Origin of the sequence: Pseudomonas sp. SM4, assembly GCF_051913165.1 — a bacterium.
In the GTDB taxonomy this organism is placed as follows: domain Bacteria; phylum Pseudomonadota; class Gammaproteobacteria; order Pseudomonadales; family Pseudomonadaceae; genus Aquipseudomonas.
The window spans coordinates 394,532-411,177 of sequence record NZ_JBODOE010000004.1; the positions used below are offsets into that span (position 1 = coordinate 394,532).

At 59.5% G+C, this 16,646-nt stretch carries 14 protein-coding genes; 9 read left to right on the forward strand and 5 right to left on the reverse strand.

Annotated features, from left to right (window positions below):
* Nucleotides 1–84 precede the first annotated feature (84 nt).
* Both ACQ4MY_RS10090 and ACQ4MY_RS10095 read right to left on the reverse strand, forming a co-directional pair.
* Nucleotides 85–618 carry a ferritin-like domain-containing protein gene (locus ACQ4MY_RS10090; protein WP_008086191.1) on the reverse strand — a complete coding sequence of 178 codons (534 nt, stop codon included), beginning with the start codon at nucleotides 616–618 and terminating at the stop codon, nucleotides 85–87.
* Nucleotides 619–708: 90 nt separating this feature from the next.
* The gene (locus tag ACQ4MY_RS10095; RefSeq protein WP_440094930.1) at nucleotides 709–1,653 is read right to left on the reverse strand and encodes a LysR substrate-binding domain-containing protein; all 945 of its coding nucleotides are present in this window, start codon (nucleotides 1,651–1,653) and stop codon (nucleotides 709–711) included.
* A 121-nt stretch (nucleotides 1,654–1,774) separates the two neighbouring features.
* Between ACQ4MY_RS10095 and ACQ4MY_RS10100 the strand changes: the two genes are divergently transcribed.
* From ACQ4MY_RS10100 to ACQ4MY_RS10110, 3 genes are all read left to right on the forward strand, one after another.
* Nucleotides 1,775–2,413 carry an FMN-dependent NADH-azoreductase gene (locus ACQ4MY_RS10100; RefSeq protein ID WP_440094931.1) on the forward strand — a complete coding sequence of 213 codons (639 nt, stop codon included), beginning with the start codon at nucleotides 1,775–1,777 and terminating at the stop codon, nucleotides 2,411–2,413.
* Nucleotides 2,414–2,719, forward strand: coding sequence for a DMT family transporter (locus tag ACQ4MY_RS10105; protein ID WP_008086196.1), 306 nt, complete (start codon nucleotides 2,414–2,416; stop codon nucleotides 2,717–2,719). It begins immediately after the preceding gene.
* A 91-nt stretch (nucleotides 2,720–2,810) separates the two neighbouring features.
* Nucleotides 2,811–3,689: an alpha/beta fold hydrolase gene (locus ACQ4MY_RS10110; protein WP_440094933.1), complete on the forward strand. Its 879-nt coding sequence runs from the start codon at nucleotides 2,811–2,813 to the stop codon at nucleotides 3,687–3,689.
* Between the two features lie 116 nt (nucleotides 3,690–3,805).
* On the opposite strand, the gene ACQ4MY_RS10115 is transcribed toward ACQ4MY_RS10110, so the two are convergent.
* On the reverse strand, nucleotides 3,806–4,693 hold the full coding sequence (locus tag ACQ4MY_RS10115) for a DMT family transporter (RefSeq protein ID WP_440094934.1): 888 nt from the start codon (nucleotides 4,691–4,693) through the stop codon (nucleotides 3,806–3,808).
* Nucleotides 4,694–4,789: 96 nt separating this feature from the next.
* Here ACQ4MY_RS10115 and ACQ4MY_RS10120 point away from each other — a divergent pair, with 96 nt between their 5' ends.
* From ACQ4MY_RS10120 to ACQ4MY_RS10130, 3 genes are all read left to right on the forward strand, one after another.
* Nucleotides 4,790–5,584, forward strand: a complete 795-nt coding sequence (locus ACQ4MY_RS10120) for an AraC family transcriptional regulator (RefSeq protein ID WP_440094935.1) — start codon at nucleotides 4,790–4,792, stop codon at nucleotides 5,582–5,584.
* 62 nt (nucleotides 5,585–5,646) lie between these two features.
* Nucleotides 5,647–5,952 (forward strand): PsiF family protein, encoded by a 306-nt coding sequence (locus ACQ4MY_RS10125; protein WP_008086206.1) that lies wholly within the window; start codon nucleotides 5,647–5,649, stop codon nucleotides 5,950–5,952.
* A 164-nt stretch (nucleotides 5,953–6,116) separates the two neighbouring features.
* Complete coding sequence (locus ACQ4MY_RS10130; RefSeq protein ID WP_008084262.1) at nucleotides 6,117–7,130, forward strand: AI-2E family transporter; 1,014 nt, start codon at nucleotides 6,117–6,119, stop codon at nucleotides 7,128–7,130.
* 123 nt (nucleotides 7,131–7,253) lie between these two features.
* Here ACQ4MY_RS10130 and ACQ4MY_RS10135 read toward each other — a convergent pair whose 3' ends face one another.
* Nucleotides 7,254–8,528 (reverse strand): Hsp70 family protein, encoded by a 1,275-nt coding sequence (locus ACQ4MY_RS10135; protein ID WP_008085447.1) that lies wholly within the window; start codon nucleotides 8,526–8,528, stop codon nucleotides 7,254–7,256.
* A gap of 291 nt (nucleotides 8,529–8,819) precedes the next feature.
* Here ACQ4MY_RS10135 and ACQ4MY_RS10140 point away from each other — a divergent pair, with 291 nt between their 5' ends.
* Together ACQ4MY_RS10140 and ACQ4MY_RS10145 are read left to right on the forward strand one after the other, a co-directional pair.
* Nucleotides 8,820–9,770, forward strand: a complete 951-nt coding sequence (locus tag ACQ4MY_RS10140; RefSeq protein ID WP_440094937.1) for a DnaJ C-terminal domain-containing protein — start codon at nucleotides 8,820–8,822, stop codon at nucleotides 9,768–9,770.
* A gap of 23 nt (nucleotides 9,771–9,793) precedes the next feature.
* Nucleotides 9,794–10,099: a chaperone modulator CbpM gene (locus ACQ4MY_RS10145; protein WP_053116834.1), complete on the forward strand. Its 306-nt coding sequence runs from the start codon at nucleotides 9,794–9,796 to the stop codon at nucleotides 10,097–10,099.
* An 81-nt stretch (nucleotides 10,100–10,180) separates the two neighbouring features.
* Here the strand turns inward: ACQ4MY_RS10145 and ACQ4MY_RS10150 are convergent, their stop codons facing one another.
* Nucleotides 10,181–11,308 (reverse strand): sensor histidine kinase, encoded by a 1,128-nt coding sequence (locus ACQ4MY_RS10150; RefSeq protein ID WP_440094939.1) that lies wholly within the window; start codon nucleotides 11,306–11,308, stop codon nucleotides 10,181–10,183.
* A 415-nt stretch (nucleotides 11,309–11,723) separates the two neighbouring features.
* On the opposite strand from ACQ4MY_RS10150, the gene ACQ4MY_RS10155 reads away from it, so the two are divergent.
* The gene (locus ACQ4MY_RS10155; protein WP_440094941.1) at nucleotides 11,724–16,625 is read left to right on the forward strand and encodes an NEL-type E3 ubiquitin ligase domain-containing protein; all 4,902 of its coding nucleotides are present in this window, start codon (nucleotides 11,724–11,726) and stop codon (nucleotides 16,623–16,625) included.
* The last annotated feature ends 21 nt before the right edge of the window (nucleotides 16,626–16,646 follow it).

A 16,646-nucleotide genomic window follows, 5' to 3' on the forward strand; every position in this document is an offset into this window, starting at 1 on the left:
AGATCAAAAGATCGCAGCCTTCGGCAGCTCCTACATAGAACCGTGTAGGAGCTGCCGAAGGCTGCGATCTTTTGCTTTTAAGGGTTAGAGGTCGTTCAGGATGTCAGCCATGTCATCGGCATGTTCTTCTTCCTGCGCGAGAATGTCTTCGAAGATCCGGCGGGTCGTCGGGTCTTTCTCGCCGATGTACTGAATGATCTCGCGATAGCTGTCGATGGCGATCCGCTCGGCTACGAGGTCTTCGTAGACCATCTCCTTGAGGGTGTTCCCGGCCACGTATTGCGCGTGGGACATTTTCGACAGCAGGTCGGGGTTGAACTCGGGCTCGCCGCCCAATTGCACGATCCGCTCGGCCAGACGGTCGGCGTGCTCGGCTTCCTGATTCGCGTGTTCGAGGAATTCTTCGGCGGCCACGTGGGCTTTCACGCCATTGGCCATGAAGTAGTGGCGCTTGTAGCGCAACACGCAGACCAGTTCGGTGGCCAGCGATTCGTTGAGCAAGCGCAGCACCTCTTCACGGTCGGCGCTGTAGCCCTCGGTGACGGCGCCGTTCTCGACGTGTTGGCGCGCACGATCGCGCAGGGTTTGGACATCTGACAGATGCAGGTCGTCGCTCATTTCAATCTCCTGGAGGCTAATCCGATGGGCGCCACGTTCTGCGGCCGTGGTCGCTACCCAAGTTGTGAGTCATGAGCGAAGGAAAAAGTTTTATCGGTTTTGCACCACCCCAGCAGGAGCTGCCGAAGGCTGCGATCTTGGCGCCAGCCCCGACAACAACGCCTCCTCACGCAACCAGGCAAAAAACGCCCGCACCGGCGGATGTCGCTCGCGGCCCGGCACACACAACGCGCTGTAACCCGCGCCATCGACCACGACCTCGCCCTTGTACGGCACCAATAAGCCGCTTGCGACGCTCTCCGAGACCAGAATATTGCTCGCCAGCACCAACCCTTGCCCGGCAATGGCCGCTTGCAGGGCGTAATGCTCTTCGTCGTATTCACGGATCGCCGGCTGCGGCTTCAACCAATTTTCGCCGGACTTTGCACACCACGCTTCCCAGCCATGAGCGTAGAGCTTCGAGTTGTGCCAATGCACGCTGATCAATGTCGGCGTACGCCGTGCGGCCAGCGCCACTTGCTCGGGCGAGCCGTAAACGCCGAATGACTCATCGAACAGGCACAGGCCATACAGGTTGGGGTAATCGTCGAGGCTGTAACGCAACACCAGATCGACGCTGGCGTCCTGGTGCAAGTCGATGACTTCGCAATGGGTATCAAGGCGCACATTGATATTCGGGTGCTGCGCATAAAACCGCCCCAGACGCGGCACCAGCCACAGCGCCGCGAAGGCGGCGGTGGTCGACAGCGTCAGGCTGCTGCCGCTGCGTTGCGGGCGTAGGGTGTCGACGCTTTGCGCCACTTCCAGCAGCGCGCCGTGCAGGCTGCGAAACAGCCGCTCGCCACCCTCGGTCAGGCGCACCTGGCGTGGCAGGCGTTCGAACAGCGCGACCCCCAGCCAGTCTTCCAGCGCGCGAATCTGATGGGAAATGGCAGTCGGCGTCACCGACAGTTCTTCGGCCGCCGCCTTGAAACTCAACAGCCGCGAAGCGGATTCGAAGGCGCGCAGGGCGGTCAGTGGCAGCGAGGCGAACATTCAATACTCCATGGGTGAAATAAATTCATCTCGACTGATTTTTACTCATTTGAAGGCACGCAGTGACGCGCTTCAAGCTGCGAGCTACAAGCCGTTTGATTCTAGTCCTGAGGATATACAGATGAGTAAGATTCTTGCGATTCATGCCAGTCCGCGTGGTGACCGTTCAACGTCGCGCCGTCTGGCGGAAAGTTTTTTGAGCGCCTGGCAGGCGCGCCATCCGCAGGCTCACATCACCCGTCGTGAAGTTGGCCGGGCACTGATTCCAGCTGTAAACGAGGCGTTCGTGGCGGCAGCGTTTTACCCGGAACCCGAGGCGCGACCACTGTCGATGCAGGCCGACCTGGCACTCAGCGACCAGTTGGTTGGCGAGTTGCTCGAGCATGATCTGCTGCTGATTTCCACGCCGATGTACAACTTCAGCGTGCCCAGTGGCCTCAAGGCCTGGGTCGATCAGATCGTGCGGCTGGGCCTGACCTTCGATCACACCCTGGACAACGGCGTTGCTCAATACACGCCGCTGTTACAGGGCAAGAAAGCCTTGATCGTCACCAGTCGCGGCGGTTTCGGCTTCGGCCCGGGTGGCGAGCTGGAGGCGCTGAATCACGCCGATCCATGGCTGCGCACAGCGCTGGGCTTCGTCGGCATCAACGACATCAGCGTGGTCGCCGCCGAGGGCGAAGAATCCGCCGAGCGCACCTTCGCGGTGTCGGTGGCCGATGCCGAGCAGCGTCTGCTCGACCTCGCCCGGACGTTCTAGGTGGCCTGGCTGTGCTTGCTGATCGCCGCCGGATTCGAAGTCACCTTCGCCATGGGCATGAAATACGCCGAAGGTTTCACCCGGCCATGGCCGTCGGTGATCACGGTGATTGCGGCAGTAGGCGGCATCTACTTTCTCACGCTGGCCATGCGTGAATTGCCGGTCAGCATTGCTTATCCGATCTGGACGGCCATCGGCTCGCTGGGCACGGTGTTCCTCGGTTTTGCTCTGCTGGGCGAGAGCCTGACGCTGGTCAAACTGCTGTCGGTCGGGCTGATTGTGGCGGGGGTGGTGGGGCTGAAGTAGGCTGGTGGTTGAGTTGTCATGATCACGGAGGATGCTTGGCGAGCGTTTTGCAGGCCTTGCATCCACTCACCGACCACAAGGATGTCTGCCCATGTCCACGCGTTATCCGCTGGTGCTGGTCCCGGGCATGCTCGGGTTTATCCGGCTGGTGCTTTATCCGTATTGGTATGGAATCGTCAAAGCGTTGCGCCGTGGAGGTGCAACGGTGATTGCCGTGCAGGTGTCGCCGCTCAATTCGACTGAGGTGCGCGGCGAACAGTTGCTGGCGCGCATCGACGAGATCCTGCGCGACACCGGCGCGCAGAAGGTCAACTTGTTCGGCCACAGTCAGGGCTCGTTGACGGCGCGGTATGCGGCGGCGAAGCGGCCGGATCTGGTCGCCTCGGTGACGTCGGTGGCCGGGCCCAATCATGGTTCGGAACTGGCCGATTATCTGCAACGACACTACCCGGCCAACAGCGCCAAGGGGCGCTTGCTGGAGGTGCTGCTGCGTTTTATCGGGTGGCTGATGGCGTTATTGGACACCGGCTATCGCGGGCCGAAACTGCCGGTGGATATCCGCGCCTCGCACCAGTCGCTGACCACTGACGGCGTGGCGCTGTTCAACCAGCGTTATCCACAGGGCCTGCCCGAAACCTGGGGCGGGCACGGGCCGGAAGAGGTCAACGGTGTGCGGTACTACTCGTGGTCGGGGACGTTGCAGCCGGGCAAGACCGATCGCGGCGGCAATCTGTTCGATGGGACCAACCGCAGCTGTCGACTGTTTGCCAGGACGTTCGTGCGTGAGTCGGGGCAGTGCGACGGGATGGTCGGGCGCTACAGCTCGCATCTGGGCACGGTGATTGGCGATGACTATCCACTGGATCATTTCGACATCGTCAACCAGTCGCTGGGGCTGGTGGGGAAGGGCGCGGAGCCGGTGCGGCTGTTTGTCGAGCATGCGGCGCGACTAGAAGCGGCAGGCCTTTAAATCGCTTTTGTGGCGAGGGGATTTATCCCCGTTGGGTTGCGCAGCGGCCCTCGCTTTTTTTAGGGCCGCTACGCGACCCAACGGGGATAAATCCCCTCGCCACAAAGGTATAGGCATCAGGCAATGCGGGGCTGGCGGCCCAACACGGTGGTCCAACGCTCGGACAGAATCACCCCAGCCAACGTCAGCAATCCGCCGACCAGGTGATACATCGCCAACTGCTCCTTCAGTACCACTGCCGCAATCAGCGCAGTAATCAACGGCAGCAGATTGAAAAACAACGTCGTTCGGCTCGGCCCCAGGCGTTGCACAGCCTGCATCCACGCCAACGGCGCAAGCATCGAAGCCAACAGACACGCATACAACACCAGCGGAATGTTCTGCAGGGTCAAACCGGTTTTCGGTGAAGCCGCATACAACGGAAACAATACGACAATCGCCACCAGCACCTGCAAGTACAGCAACACCAGCGGCGGCAGGCGCAGCTGCCATTTCTTCAATAACGTGCTGTAAATCGCGTAAGCCAGGGTCGCGATCAACATCATCGCATCGCCCATGTTCACGCCGTGCTGCAGCAATGCGCCGAGGCTGCCGGACGACACCACCACCAATACGCCGGCAAACGACAGCACCGCGCCCACCAATGCGCCGGCAGTCAGGCGCTGACCGAGACTGATGATCGCCATGGCCAGCGACATCAACGGCATCAGCGACAGAATGATGCCCATGTTGGTCGCGGTGGTCAGGGTTGCGGCGAAGTAAGCGAGGCTCTGATACACCGCCATGCCAAGCACGCCGAGGACGAAGATCTTGCTCAGATTCGGGCGAATCTGCGGCCAGTGCGCGATCACCGCTTTGAGCATGAACGGGGTGAACAACAACCCGGCGAGCAGCCAGCGATAGAAACCGATCTCGGCGGGGAAAATCGCCCCGACCGCCAGTTTGTTGATCACGGTATTGCCGGCCCAGATAAAAATCGCCAGCAGCGGAAACGCGTATTGCATGAGTTGAAACCAGTACGTTGATGAGTCGCAATTATCCCTTGTCTGGATACAGGCCTATACTTCAAACCGGACAACCTGCCTCTGAAACCGGACAGCATGAACAGTAAACACATCGATCTGCTGGATTTCAGCGAGCTGCCGTCGGCGGTGTACTTCCGTTACGCCGATTTCAACGCCCATGAATTCGCCGCACCGCACCGTCATCCGTGGGGCACGCTGGAATACGCGGCGCACGGCGTGCTGCACATGGACGTCGACGGCAGTCGCTTCATGTCGCCGCCGCAATACGCGGTGTGGGTGCCGCCGCAGGTCGAGCACAGTTTTTACAGCCATCAACCGGTCAACTATCGTGCGGTGTGCCTTGATCCCAAGGTCTGCGCCGATTTGCCCCGGCGTGCCTGCACGTTGGCGATCAGCGACATTCTCAAGGCGATTCTCAAGGACTTCGCCGCCCGTGACGTGAAGATTCCCGTACTCGACGCCGACCAGCGACTGGCGCAGGTGTTGGTCGATCAATTGCAGCAGGCGCCGGTGCATGAATGCTATCTGCCCTATGCGAGCAGTCCGGGATTGCTGGCGATCCTCGAAACCCTGCAAGCCGAGCCGGGCAACAACCAGCCGCTGGCACACTGGGCGCTGCAGGTGCATGTCAGCGAGCGCACGCTGGCGCGGCAATTTGTGCGCGAGTTGGGCATGAGTTTTGGCGAATGGCGCCAGCGGCTGCGCTATCTCGCGGCAATCGAAGCGCTGGAGTCTTCGCGCAGCGTGCAGGAAATTGCCTTCGACCTCGGCTACAGCAGCGGCTCGGCGTTTATCGCCATGTTCGCCCGCCAGGCCGGTTGCACGCCGGAGCAGTATCGACGCAGCCACCGTGAGGGCAGGAAGGTGTAACAAGCTTTGACTACACTTCGGCAGAGGCCGCCCCCCTCGGTGCGGCGACAGGAGAAAACTCCATGAAGATGTTGCGTGTGCCTTTGTTGATGATTGGTTTGCTCCTGTGTTCTCAGGGTTTCGCCGCCACGGCGCAACAGAACAAGATGACCACCTGCAATGCCGATGCGACCGCCAAGAGCCTCAAGGGCGATGAACGCAAAACCTTTATGAGCACTTGCCTGAAGGCAGCGCCTGCGGCCAACGATGGCAAGGCCCTGACCCCGCAGCAGGAAAAAATGAAAACCTGCAACGCCGATGCGAAAACCAAAGCGCTGACCGGCGATGCGCGCAAGACCTTCATGAGTGATTGCCTGAAGAAAAAATAAGATCAAAAGATCGCAGCCTGAGGCAGCGCCTACAGGAGATTAATGTAGGAGCTGCCGCAGGCTGCGATCTTTTCGGCGCGACGGGCACCCCGGGCCTGTGCTCGCTTCGGCGCCGGAACGCTGGCAGACTGCCAATCCTTTTACGCCGTTCGTTTTGAGGCTGTATGCCAACGTTTTCTGAGCGTCATGTTGTGTTCTGGGTCAGTTGCATCATCATTTTCGGCGGATTGCTGTTGGTGTTGCCGTTGCGCTTGTTGCCGAGCCTGTTGGCCGGGTTGCTGGTGTTCGAACTGGTCAACATGCTCACCCCGCAATTGCAGCGGTTGATTGAAGGTCGACGTGCGCGCTGGCTGGCGGTGGCGCTACTGGGTACGTTGGTAGTCAGTGTGCTGGCGCTGCTCTTTGCCGGCGCGATCAGTTTCCTGCTGCACGAAGCGGAAAACCCCGGTGCCTCACTGGATAAATTCATGGGCGTGGTTGATCGTGCGCGCGGGCAATTGCCGCCGTTCATCGACGCCTATCTGCCCGCTAGTGCCGGTGAATTCCGTGTAGCGATCGGCGAATGGCTGAGCAAGCATCTCTCCGAACTGCAACTGGTCGGCAAAGACGCGGCGCACATGTTTGTGACGCTGCTGATCGGCATGGTGCTCGGCGCGATCATCGCCCTGCAGCGCGTGCCCGACGTCACCAAGCGCAAACCCCTGGCGGCGGCGCTGTTCGACCGTCTGCACCTGCTGGTTCAGGCGTTTCGCAATATTGTCTTCGCGCAGATCAAGATCGCCTTGCTCAACACTTTTTTCACCGGGATCTTCCTCGCGGTGATCCTGCCGATGTTCGGCGTGAAGCTGCCGTTGACCAAAACCCTGATCGTGCTGACCTTCCTGCTTGGCTTGCTGCCGGTGATCGGCAATCTGATTTCCAACACACTGATCACCATCGTCGGCCTGTCACTGTCGATCTGGGTGGCGGTGGCGGCGTTGGGTTATCTGATCGTTATCCACAAGCTCGAATACTTCCTCAACGCGCGCATTGTCGGCGGGCAGATCAGTGCCAAGTCGTGGGAGTTGTTGCTGGCGATGCTGGTGTTCGAGGCCGCGTTCGGCCTGCCGGGGGTGGTGGCGGGGCCGATTTATTACGCGTATCTGAAGAGTGAGTTGAAGCTGGGCGGGATGGTGTAACCACCCCGTGATCGTTCCCACGCTCTGCGTGGGAAAGCATCCCGTGACGCTCCGCGTCACAGCCTCAACAGCGGACGCAGAGCGTCCATGGCGGCGTTCCCACGCGGAGCGTGGGAACGATCATCAGTTCATGGCGCCGTAGCGTTTCATCGCTTCAATCGCCAAGCCGCTACCAATGCTGCCGAAGATGTTCCCTTCAACATGCCGCGCATTCGGCAGCATCGCCGAGACGCTGTTACGCAGCGCCGGAATCCCGCTCGAACCGCCGGTGAAGAACACCGTGTCGACCTGATCGACCGCCACGCCAGCATCGTTCAACAGCTGCGTAACACTGCCGCGTACCCGCTCCAGCAGCGCATCGATCGCCGATTCAAACAGCGCGCGGCTCAATTCCACGCTCAACCCGGCCTCGATGCGATCCAGCGGCACATGGCGGCTGTCGGTGTGGGTCAGCTGGATTTTGGTTTCCTCGACTTCCATCGCCAGCCAGTGGCCGGCGCGCTGTTCGATCAACTTGAACAGGCGATCGATGCCGCCGGTGTCTTCGATGTCGTAGCGCATGCTGCCCAGCGCCAGGCTGGATTTCTGCGAGTACACCGAGTTGATGGTGTGCCAGGTCGCCAGGTTCATGTGGTGGCTGGTCGGCATGTAGGCGCCGCTCTTCATGCGGCTGCCGTAGCCGAACAGCGGCATCAGGCCTTGCAGGCTCAGCTGTTTGTCGAAGTCGGTCCCGCCGATGTGCACACCGCCAGTGGCGAGGATGTCGTCGTGACGGTTATCCAGACCACGACGCTCGGGCGACAGGCGCACCAGCGAGAAGTCGGAGGTACCACCGCCGATGTCGACGATCAGCACCAGCTCTTCTTTTTCGATGGTCGACTCGTAGTCGAAGGCCGCGGCGATCGGTTCGTACTGGAAGGACACTTCCTTGAAGCCAATCTTCTTCGCCACGTCGACCAAAGTGTCTTCAGCTTCCTGGTCCGCCAGCGGATCGTCATCGACAAAGAACACCGGGCGACCGAGCACCACTTGCTCGAATTCCCGACCGGCGGCAGTTTCGGCACGGCTCTTCAGTTGGCCGATGAACAGACCGAGCAAGTCCTTGAACGGCATTGCGGTGCCGAGAACGCTGGTGTCGTGCTTGATCAGCTTGGAACCGAGCAGGCTTTTCAGCGAGCGCATCAGCCGGCCTTCATAGCCTTCCAGGTACTCGTGCAGCGCCAGACGACCGTAAACCGGGCGGCGTTCCTCGATGTTGAAGAAGACCACCGACGGCAGAGTGATCTTGTCGTCTTCCAGCGCGATCATCGTTTCCATGCCGGGGCGCAGCCAGCCGACGGTGGAGTTGGACGTGCCGAAGTCGATGCCGCAGGCACGGGCTGGAGAGGCGTCTTTCATGTCTTTCGGTTCCGGTCAAAAAAACGGCCGCGCAGTGTATGTCAGTGCGCGCCAGAATCGAAGGCCGGTCATCTGCTATTTCACGACTAAACTGGTTGAAAATCGCAGCTTCGCCCCAAACTTGCTGGCATGGGCCGGCAGAACCACCGGCGGTCACAAGAACCGCCGTCCACTGCCGATAAACTTCTGCTGCGCCACCCGGTCACAACCTTGAGATCGGTCAACCTGGCACGCGCGAATCGGCGCATGCTGGCATCGGCGCGAAATCGATAACGGACGGTGACTCCTTCGATGGACTTCAAAGACTATTACAAGATACTCGGCGTGGAGCCGACAGCAGACGACAAGGCAATCAAGGCTGCCTATCGCAAGCTGGCGCGCAAATACCACCCCGATGTCAGCAAGGAAAAAGACGCCGAGGAGAAATTCAAGGACGCCTCGGAAGCCTATGAAGCGCTGAAAAGCGCCGACAAACGCGCCGAATACGACGAGCTGCGCCGTTATGGCCAGCATGGTCAGCCGTTCCAGGGGCCACCGGGCTGGCAGAGCCGTGGCGGCTTTGGCGGCGGCGGTGCTGACACCGGCGACTTCTCGGACTTCTTCAGTTCGATCTTCGGCAATCGCGGCCCCGGTTTCGGTGGCGGTGAAGGTCGGCAACAACGCAGTGCAGGGCGCCGAGGGCAAGACGTGGAAATGGAACTGCCGATCTTCCTCGAGGAGACGCTCGCCAACGAATCGAAGAAAGTCACCTTCCAGGTGCCGCAATACAACGCCAACGGCCAGCACGTCAGCAACACCAGCAAGAGCCTGAACGTGAAGATCCCGGCGGGCGTGACCGACGGCGAGCGCATTCGCCTCAAGGGCCAGGGCGCACCGGGCGTCGGTGGCGGGGCGAATGGCGACCTGTACCTGACCATTCGTTTTGCGCCGCATCCGAAATTCGATGTTGAAGGTGAAAACCTGATCATCACCTTGCCGTTGGCGCCGTGGGAACTGGCGCTGGGCACTGAGGTGGCCGTGCCGACCCTGACCGGCAAGATCAACCTCAAAGTCCCGGCCGGCAGCCAGAACGGCCAGCGCATGCGCGCCAAAGGCCATGGCCTGAAAAACAAGGCCGGTGAGCGCGGTTATCTGTTCGTGCAGCTCAAAGCCGTGATGCCGAAAACGTCCGACGATGAGGTCAAGGCACTGTGGCAGGAACTGGCGAAGAAAGCCGCTTTCAATCCGCGAGAGAACTTCTGAATTCGACGACGGAGTAGCCCATCATGAGCAGCCCCCTGATCGTTCAACTGGACTTGGCAGAATTCTGTGAGGCGGCCGATTTGTCGGACGTCTACGTGATCGAAATCGTCGAACACGGCATCCTCGAACCTCAGGGTGCGCAGCCCCGGGAATGGCGCTTCACCGACTACGAACTGGCCCTGGCCAAACGCGCCGCGAAGCTGCGGCGCGATCTGGAGCTGGAGTGGGAAGGTGTGGCGCTGGCGCTCGATCTGCTGGAAGAGGTTCGCGAGTTGCGCGCCGAGAATCGCATGCTCAAACAACGCCTGGCACGCCTGGTCATCGAATAACCCCCTGTAGGAGCTGCCGAAGGCTGCGATCTTTTGATTTTGTTAAAGACAAGATCAAAAGATCGCAGCCTTCGGCAGCTCCTACAGGGTTCGCGGTAACACCACGCTGAACCGTGTGCCGTCAGCCTCATTCGAGCTGACTTCAATCGTCCCGCCATGGGCATTGACCACTTCCCTGACGATAAACAAGCCTAATCCCAGACTGGTCGAAGGCTGCCCGAGTGCTTCATCGGCGCTGCGCACCAACGGATCAAAAATCGTCGCCAGCGCGTCTTCCGGAATCGGTGTGCCGAAGTTGTGCACCGACAGGCATACCGCGTCCGCCTCATCCTGCAACGTCAGCGTCACCTGTTGCGTGTTCGAGCCATGCTGCAGCGCATTGCCAATCAGGTTCTGCAGCAATTGATCGATGCGCCCCGCGTCCCACATACCTTGCGTATCACCGTGAATGTGCAGCACTGGCGAGCAATTCGGGTTGCCGGCGCACGCCTCGGCGATCGCCGCTCGCGCCGCTTCGGCCAGATCCATCGGTGCCGGTTCGATCGGCAGACTTTTGCCGAGGCGACTGCGCACCCACTCCAGCAAATCACTGACCATCGCGGCCATGTGCCGAGCGCCGCGCTTGATGTTGTGGGCGCAGGTCAGCGCCTCGCCTTCCAGCGCCGCTTTGCGTAATAGCAACTCGGTGGACATGCTCACCGCTTGCAGCGGCGCGCGCAGGTCATGGCCAAGGATCGCCAGAAAGATGTCCCGCGAGCGGTTGACCTGTTCTGCGTACGCCGCCGTCGACTCGGCCAGCGCTTCATCAATGGCTTCATTGAAACGAATCATGTCCTGAAAGTAAGTCATGTCCGGTGATTTGAGGCTGTCGACCCAGCGGCGGATCACACAGGCGCGCAAATGACGAAACTCCGAGGTCATCTGTACCAGATCAAAGCCCGCGATGTGGCGCAACTCACCATGACTGGCGCCGGCCTGATCCAGGCTTGGGGTTTTCTCCGGGCCTTCGCCCTTGGCTTTGGCTGCTTGTTCGTTGGCACTCTGCGGTTTGTTCATGTCACGGGCGGCGGCCAACAGAATGGCTTTGGCGTGATCACGCAGGCCTTCTGCGTCCATGTAATCGGCAGCGGGAGTGATAGAGGCGGCGAACTGCTCCCACTCCGCGACGATGGGATCCACGTTGCATACGATGAATTCGGAAAGGCGCATAAGCGGTTACCTGCGTATGAATCGATGGACGGCGATTCGCATATTAGCCTCTCTGGCGAGAAATACACGACCGCTGGTGCCCGGCTCCCGGGGAATTTTTTTTAGTGCGGTACATATGTATTTTCGGCTCTTTAATAACTGCGCGGTTATGGCTTTTTCAGCGTGTTCTTGAGCAGGATTTTGGTTTTTTGTTTTTTCTCGTCATCCGTAATCTGAGCGCCAGTTATTGGATGACGAGGTTCTCAATATGGATATTGTGACAAACACAGTTTCGACAGATAACGGCCCGCATCACGATGTATTAATCGGGCTTATTCCAGAGGCTATCAAACAGGCTCCGGCCCATCGGCTTCAATCGCTGGAAGCGAACCTCAACGTTGCAAAACAGTATTCGTCATGGCCAGCAGCAGGCCGCGTGCGTTTGCAGCAACTGGTACACACCCATTGGCAGCTTCAGGGGGACGTCGATGCCTCCCTGAAGCACCTTGAACAGAACATCGAAGACTTTGCCCGGCCCTTGCTGACCGAGGCCCTGAAAAGCCAATTGAAGGTCGATCTGGACGTCGACGCGACGATGCTCAGGCTTTACGTCCCGGACAAAATCATCTTCGGCATCGACCGAGGGGCCACGCGCTCGCAGCACTCCACATTGCTGTACGCGGCGTTGCACAATTTCGAACAGGCGGAAACCGAGGACGGCTACTTTCGCAGTGGCTCCGGTGTGTACGTCGCCGACCCTGACGGCGCGCCTGTGCAGCACGCTATCACGGTCGGTGAGGTTGCCAGCGTCTGCCGCTCGCTGGATATTGGCGCGCAATATCAGCAACACCTCAAGGCGTTGTTGCTGCCCGACGATGTGACGAAGCAAGCGACATTGAGAACGCAATCGGTGGCGGTCGAAAAGTCCGCGCTGGAAGTCGCCGCGGCCATTGCCGGAATGAACGCCGATCTGGGCATGCACGCTCAGGCCGTCATCAGCGACGTGATCAGCGGACAACGATCGATCAGCTTTCACGGGCGTGCGTTGAAGGCGCATCGTTTGCGGATCATGGGGTTGGAGTTGTCCGGGATCGTGCTGTTCAGTGCCGTTGCAGAAAAAAACGAGATCGAGAAATTCCTGCTGGGGCTAGTATCGCCAGAACTTCAGTTCCTGTTTGACTGGTCGCGGCGTATCCCCGGCCTCAACGATAATCTGTATGAAAAATACAAAGTGCTCAGTGATGTGTTCGCCAATGGACCCAGTGCTGTCACTGACGAAATGTCCCGGCGTAACGACTTCTACGATCAAAGTATTCTGAATGGGCCGTTGGTTGCCTATATCCCGGATGATCCGCTGCATCCATTGAAAGAATACCCGTCGCTGACCGCGTTCATGAAAGCCTTGGCCACGCAGTTGCTGGAAAAATCCTATCAACAGTTTTTCAGTCGGTTTGTGGCGCAGAAGGACAAGCCGAAATTTTTCAGACGGGTCAATGAGCGTCTCAAGGAAATCACCTGGCATCAGCGCGAGCCTCTCGACATGGGACCGTGGTGGCGGGAGACACCGATTGAAACCCCCCATGCGGAACCGATCACCGTGCCGATCCAGGGCGGTCTCTGGGAGCACCTGTACCTGCGCAAACGCGACAAGTCGATCAGCGATGCACGACTGATCGCTGTGCCTACGGGGGATGAAGATGCTAAAAGCCGCTGGAACCGACTGATCAGCTATCTGGACTATGGCTGGAACATCTTCAACTTCGTCGTGATGCTGGTACCGGGCGTCGGCGAGGTAATGCTCGGGGTGATGGTCGCCCAGTTGCTGGCCGAATTTGCCGAGGGCATCGAGGACTGGAGTCACGGTGACAAGGAGGAGGCGTGCGCACACATCAACAGCGTGATCCTCAACTTTACGCAACTGGCATTGATGAGCGCCGGGCATATTCTGCCCAAAGGCGCTGTAGCCATTAAACCTTCGTCTTTTGTCGACAACCTCAAGGCGGTGCCCCTGGCCGATGGCCGCACGAAAATGTGGAACCCCGATCTGGCCCCCTATGCGCACAATCTGGCGCTTCCTGCCGGTACTTGGGCTGACGAGTCCGGGCTGTATCCGCATCAAGGAAAAAAAGTGTTGCACCTGCAGGGCAGGCAGTACGTGGTGAAGGAGGATCCACTCAACGGCCAGTTCCGCATGCAACACCCGACGCGAGCCGACGCCTATGCGCCTCGGGTCGAGCACAACCGGGCGGGCGCCTGGAAGAGCGAAGTCGAACGTCCGCTTGAGTGGGAACAGATTCAGTTGTTGCGCCGTCTCAATCCGCTGGCCGCCACCTTCAGTGAATCAACGCTGGCACAAGTGCTCAAGGTCAGCGGTATCGATGACGGTGTGCTGCGCCGCCTGCATGTCGAACATGAGCTGCCGCCGCCCTTGTTGACCGATACCCTTAATCGCTTCGATCTCTACGCCTCGATCAGCCAGTTCGGTGAACAGATCCGCAACGGCCACATCAGCGATCACCTGAGCGGTTATCTGCCGGGGCTGCTGACTGAGTTGCCGCGCTGGCCCGAGTCAAAAGCCATCACCCTGAAAGATCCGCTGCCGACCGGTCGAGACTCGATCACCTACGGCAACTCCAACGCCGCTGCGGTCGACACGCTTATCGTCAGCCAGGAAGACATTCAGACGGGCAATCTTGAAGGCCGGGTACTGGCGTTTCTGGATGAGACGGAAATCGAAGCGCTGCTCGGCCGCGCCATCTCCACCGACAAAACCGTGCGTATCCAGGCATTGCGTGAAGCGCTGGCGCAGCGTGCCACCAAGCGTGCTTCACGGGTGTTCGAGTCGCAATACAAAACCTCGGATGTTTCCGCCGACATGCGTGTGCGCAGATTGCACAGCGATTACCCCGAGTTACCCTGCAGTGTGATCGAACAAGTGCTCAAGGACGCCGACCCGCAGAGTGTGCGGGTGTTCGAGGAGAGCGGGCAGGTCGTCCTCAAGCTGCGTCAGCAACTGCGCACGGCGGGTGAAAAGGTTCGTCTGAATCGCGCCTACGAAGGTTTGTACCTGGAACAACTGGAGAGTACGGACAGCCATCGCCTGGTGCTGCGTTCGATGGAGAGCCTGCCGGGCTGGTCGGCGCAAGTGCGCATCGACATTCGCGAGCTTGCTTTCGACGGCCGGTTGCAGGCCAGCGTTGGCGCGGCGCATGCGCCGATTCGCAAAGTGCTGATCGCTGATGAGGACGGCCTCTACAGTGCACGCGATGAACAAGGATTGCAGCTGCACAGTGCCGAGGATCTTTATAGCGCGGTACTGCACGCCTTGCCCGATGCGCAGCGTCAGGCGCTGGGTTTCGACATTTTTCAGGGGGACTTGCTGAAACAGGCGATTCAGCGTTCGCCTCTGAGTCACGAGCAATTCGAACAGGTGCTGCTGGAAAACCCTGTTCGCAAGCCCGCTTATGATCCCGAAAACATGCGCTTGCGTGGCGGTATGCAAGGTTATCCGCTACGGCCTAAAGACTGGTCAGCGCTCAAGCGCCGAGTCGGGTCGCTGTATCCCGCCTTCACGGACGCACAGGTGGAAAGCCTGCTCGACGGCTTCGGCGCCAACGTGATGGAAATGCGTGTAGCGGCGCTGGAAAAAGAGTTCAGCAGGTTCAACCTGGCGTTCCAGCGCTGGTTGAACGACATGAGCCTGGCCTATCGCTTCAGCCCCGAAGGCGTGGCGGAGTGGACGTCGCGCAACCGGGTCTATCAGCTTCTGCGCCAATGCTGGCAACGCACCGGCCCTGCTGGCCCCCCGGCATCGGGAGTGATCCGCGCGCAGGCGTTGGTACTTAATGGCCTGCCGATGGACCGTCATCTGCTGACGATGCCCCGGCTCACCGCCAGTTTCGATCATGTCACTTCATTGAGCCTGCAGAACGGCCAGATTCTCAGCGACCAGCAACATTTTCTTGGCAGCTTTCGTCAGTTGCGCGACCTCGATCTGTGGAAGAACCGCTTGAGCGATTTTCCAGAGGTCATCAGCAACATGGCGTACCTTCGCGTGCTGACGCTTTCGGACAATCAGATCTCGCTGACCGCTGAAAGCGCCGCAAGGTTGCGCGCAATGAGTCGGTTGCATGTGCTCAAGCTTGATGGCAATCCACTTGGGCAAGTGCCGGACATCAGCCAAATGCCGGCCTTGCTGATACTGTCCCTGGACAGTACCGGTATCGACACCTGGCCGATCGGGCTGTTTGCCAAGCAACGTCCGCGCAATCTGTATCTGGACTTGCGCTTCAATCAGATCAGCGAGCTTCCGGACGTTGCGCCAGGTTCGATATACGCCGAACTGATCGCGCGCACCAACGTCAGTCGTGACGCCTTCCATCTGTCTGCAGAGAATCTCGAGAAGCTCAAGCGGTACATCGAGTCTGTCGGACTCGACCCGGACCGTCCCTATCCGTCGCGGGGCACCATCGACAGCTCCTACTGGGATGCAGGCATGAGTGAGGCTGAATGGAATGCACGCCAGCCGTTATGGGATGAGGTCGAAGATGAGTTCGGTGCCGAGCCGTTCTTTAACGAGTTGCGCAAGCTGACGGCCTCCGCCGACTTCGGTACCACGGATTCGATTTACCGAACCGACCTCACGGCCAAGGTCTGGCGAATGATTTTCGCCATGAACGAGAACACCGCGCTGCGCGAGAAAATTTTCGCCGAGGCCGTCGCCTCCACAACCTGTGCGGATGCCGGTGCGCAGTTTTTCAATGCAATGGGCGTCGAGGTGCTGGTGCATGAGGCCTACGGGTTGATCAGCACCGATCTGGTGGAGGCCGAACTGGTGGCGCTGGCTCGAGGTAAATCGCGCCTCGACGAGTTGGGGTTGATCGCCCGACAGCGTGTGGCCGATCGCTTGAAAGCTGGCGAGACATTTCGCCGCGAGAATGCTGACGGAGTTACCGGCAGCATTGATGAAGTGGAGGTTCATATGGCCTACATGACCGATCTGGCCGACCGCCTGGACCTACCGTGGCAGTCGCGCGGCATGTTGTTCCGCAAAGTCGCCGGCGTCACCGAGAAGATGATCGAGGATGCTTATCAGCGAGTGATCGCGCTGGAGGAGGGAGAGCTGCTGGCGCCACGAATTCTTGAACAGCCGTTTTGGCAGCAATTCCTCAAGCGTACTTACCGCACAGAGTTCGATGAGTTGCTGACCTCTCTCAAGGATGAGGACGATATGGCGCAGTTCGAAGCCTTGCAGACGCTGGAGAAAAGCCTGACGCAAAAAGCGATTGATCGTGCGAAGCTGCAAACGGTGTATCCGCCGTTTACGGTTCAGCCGTAATAAAATCTGGAGGCGTTGGGG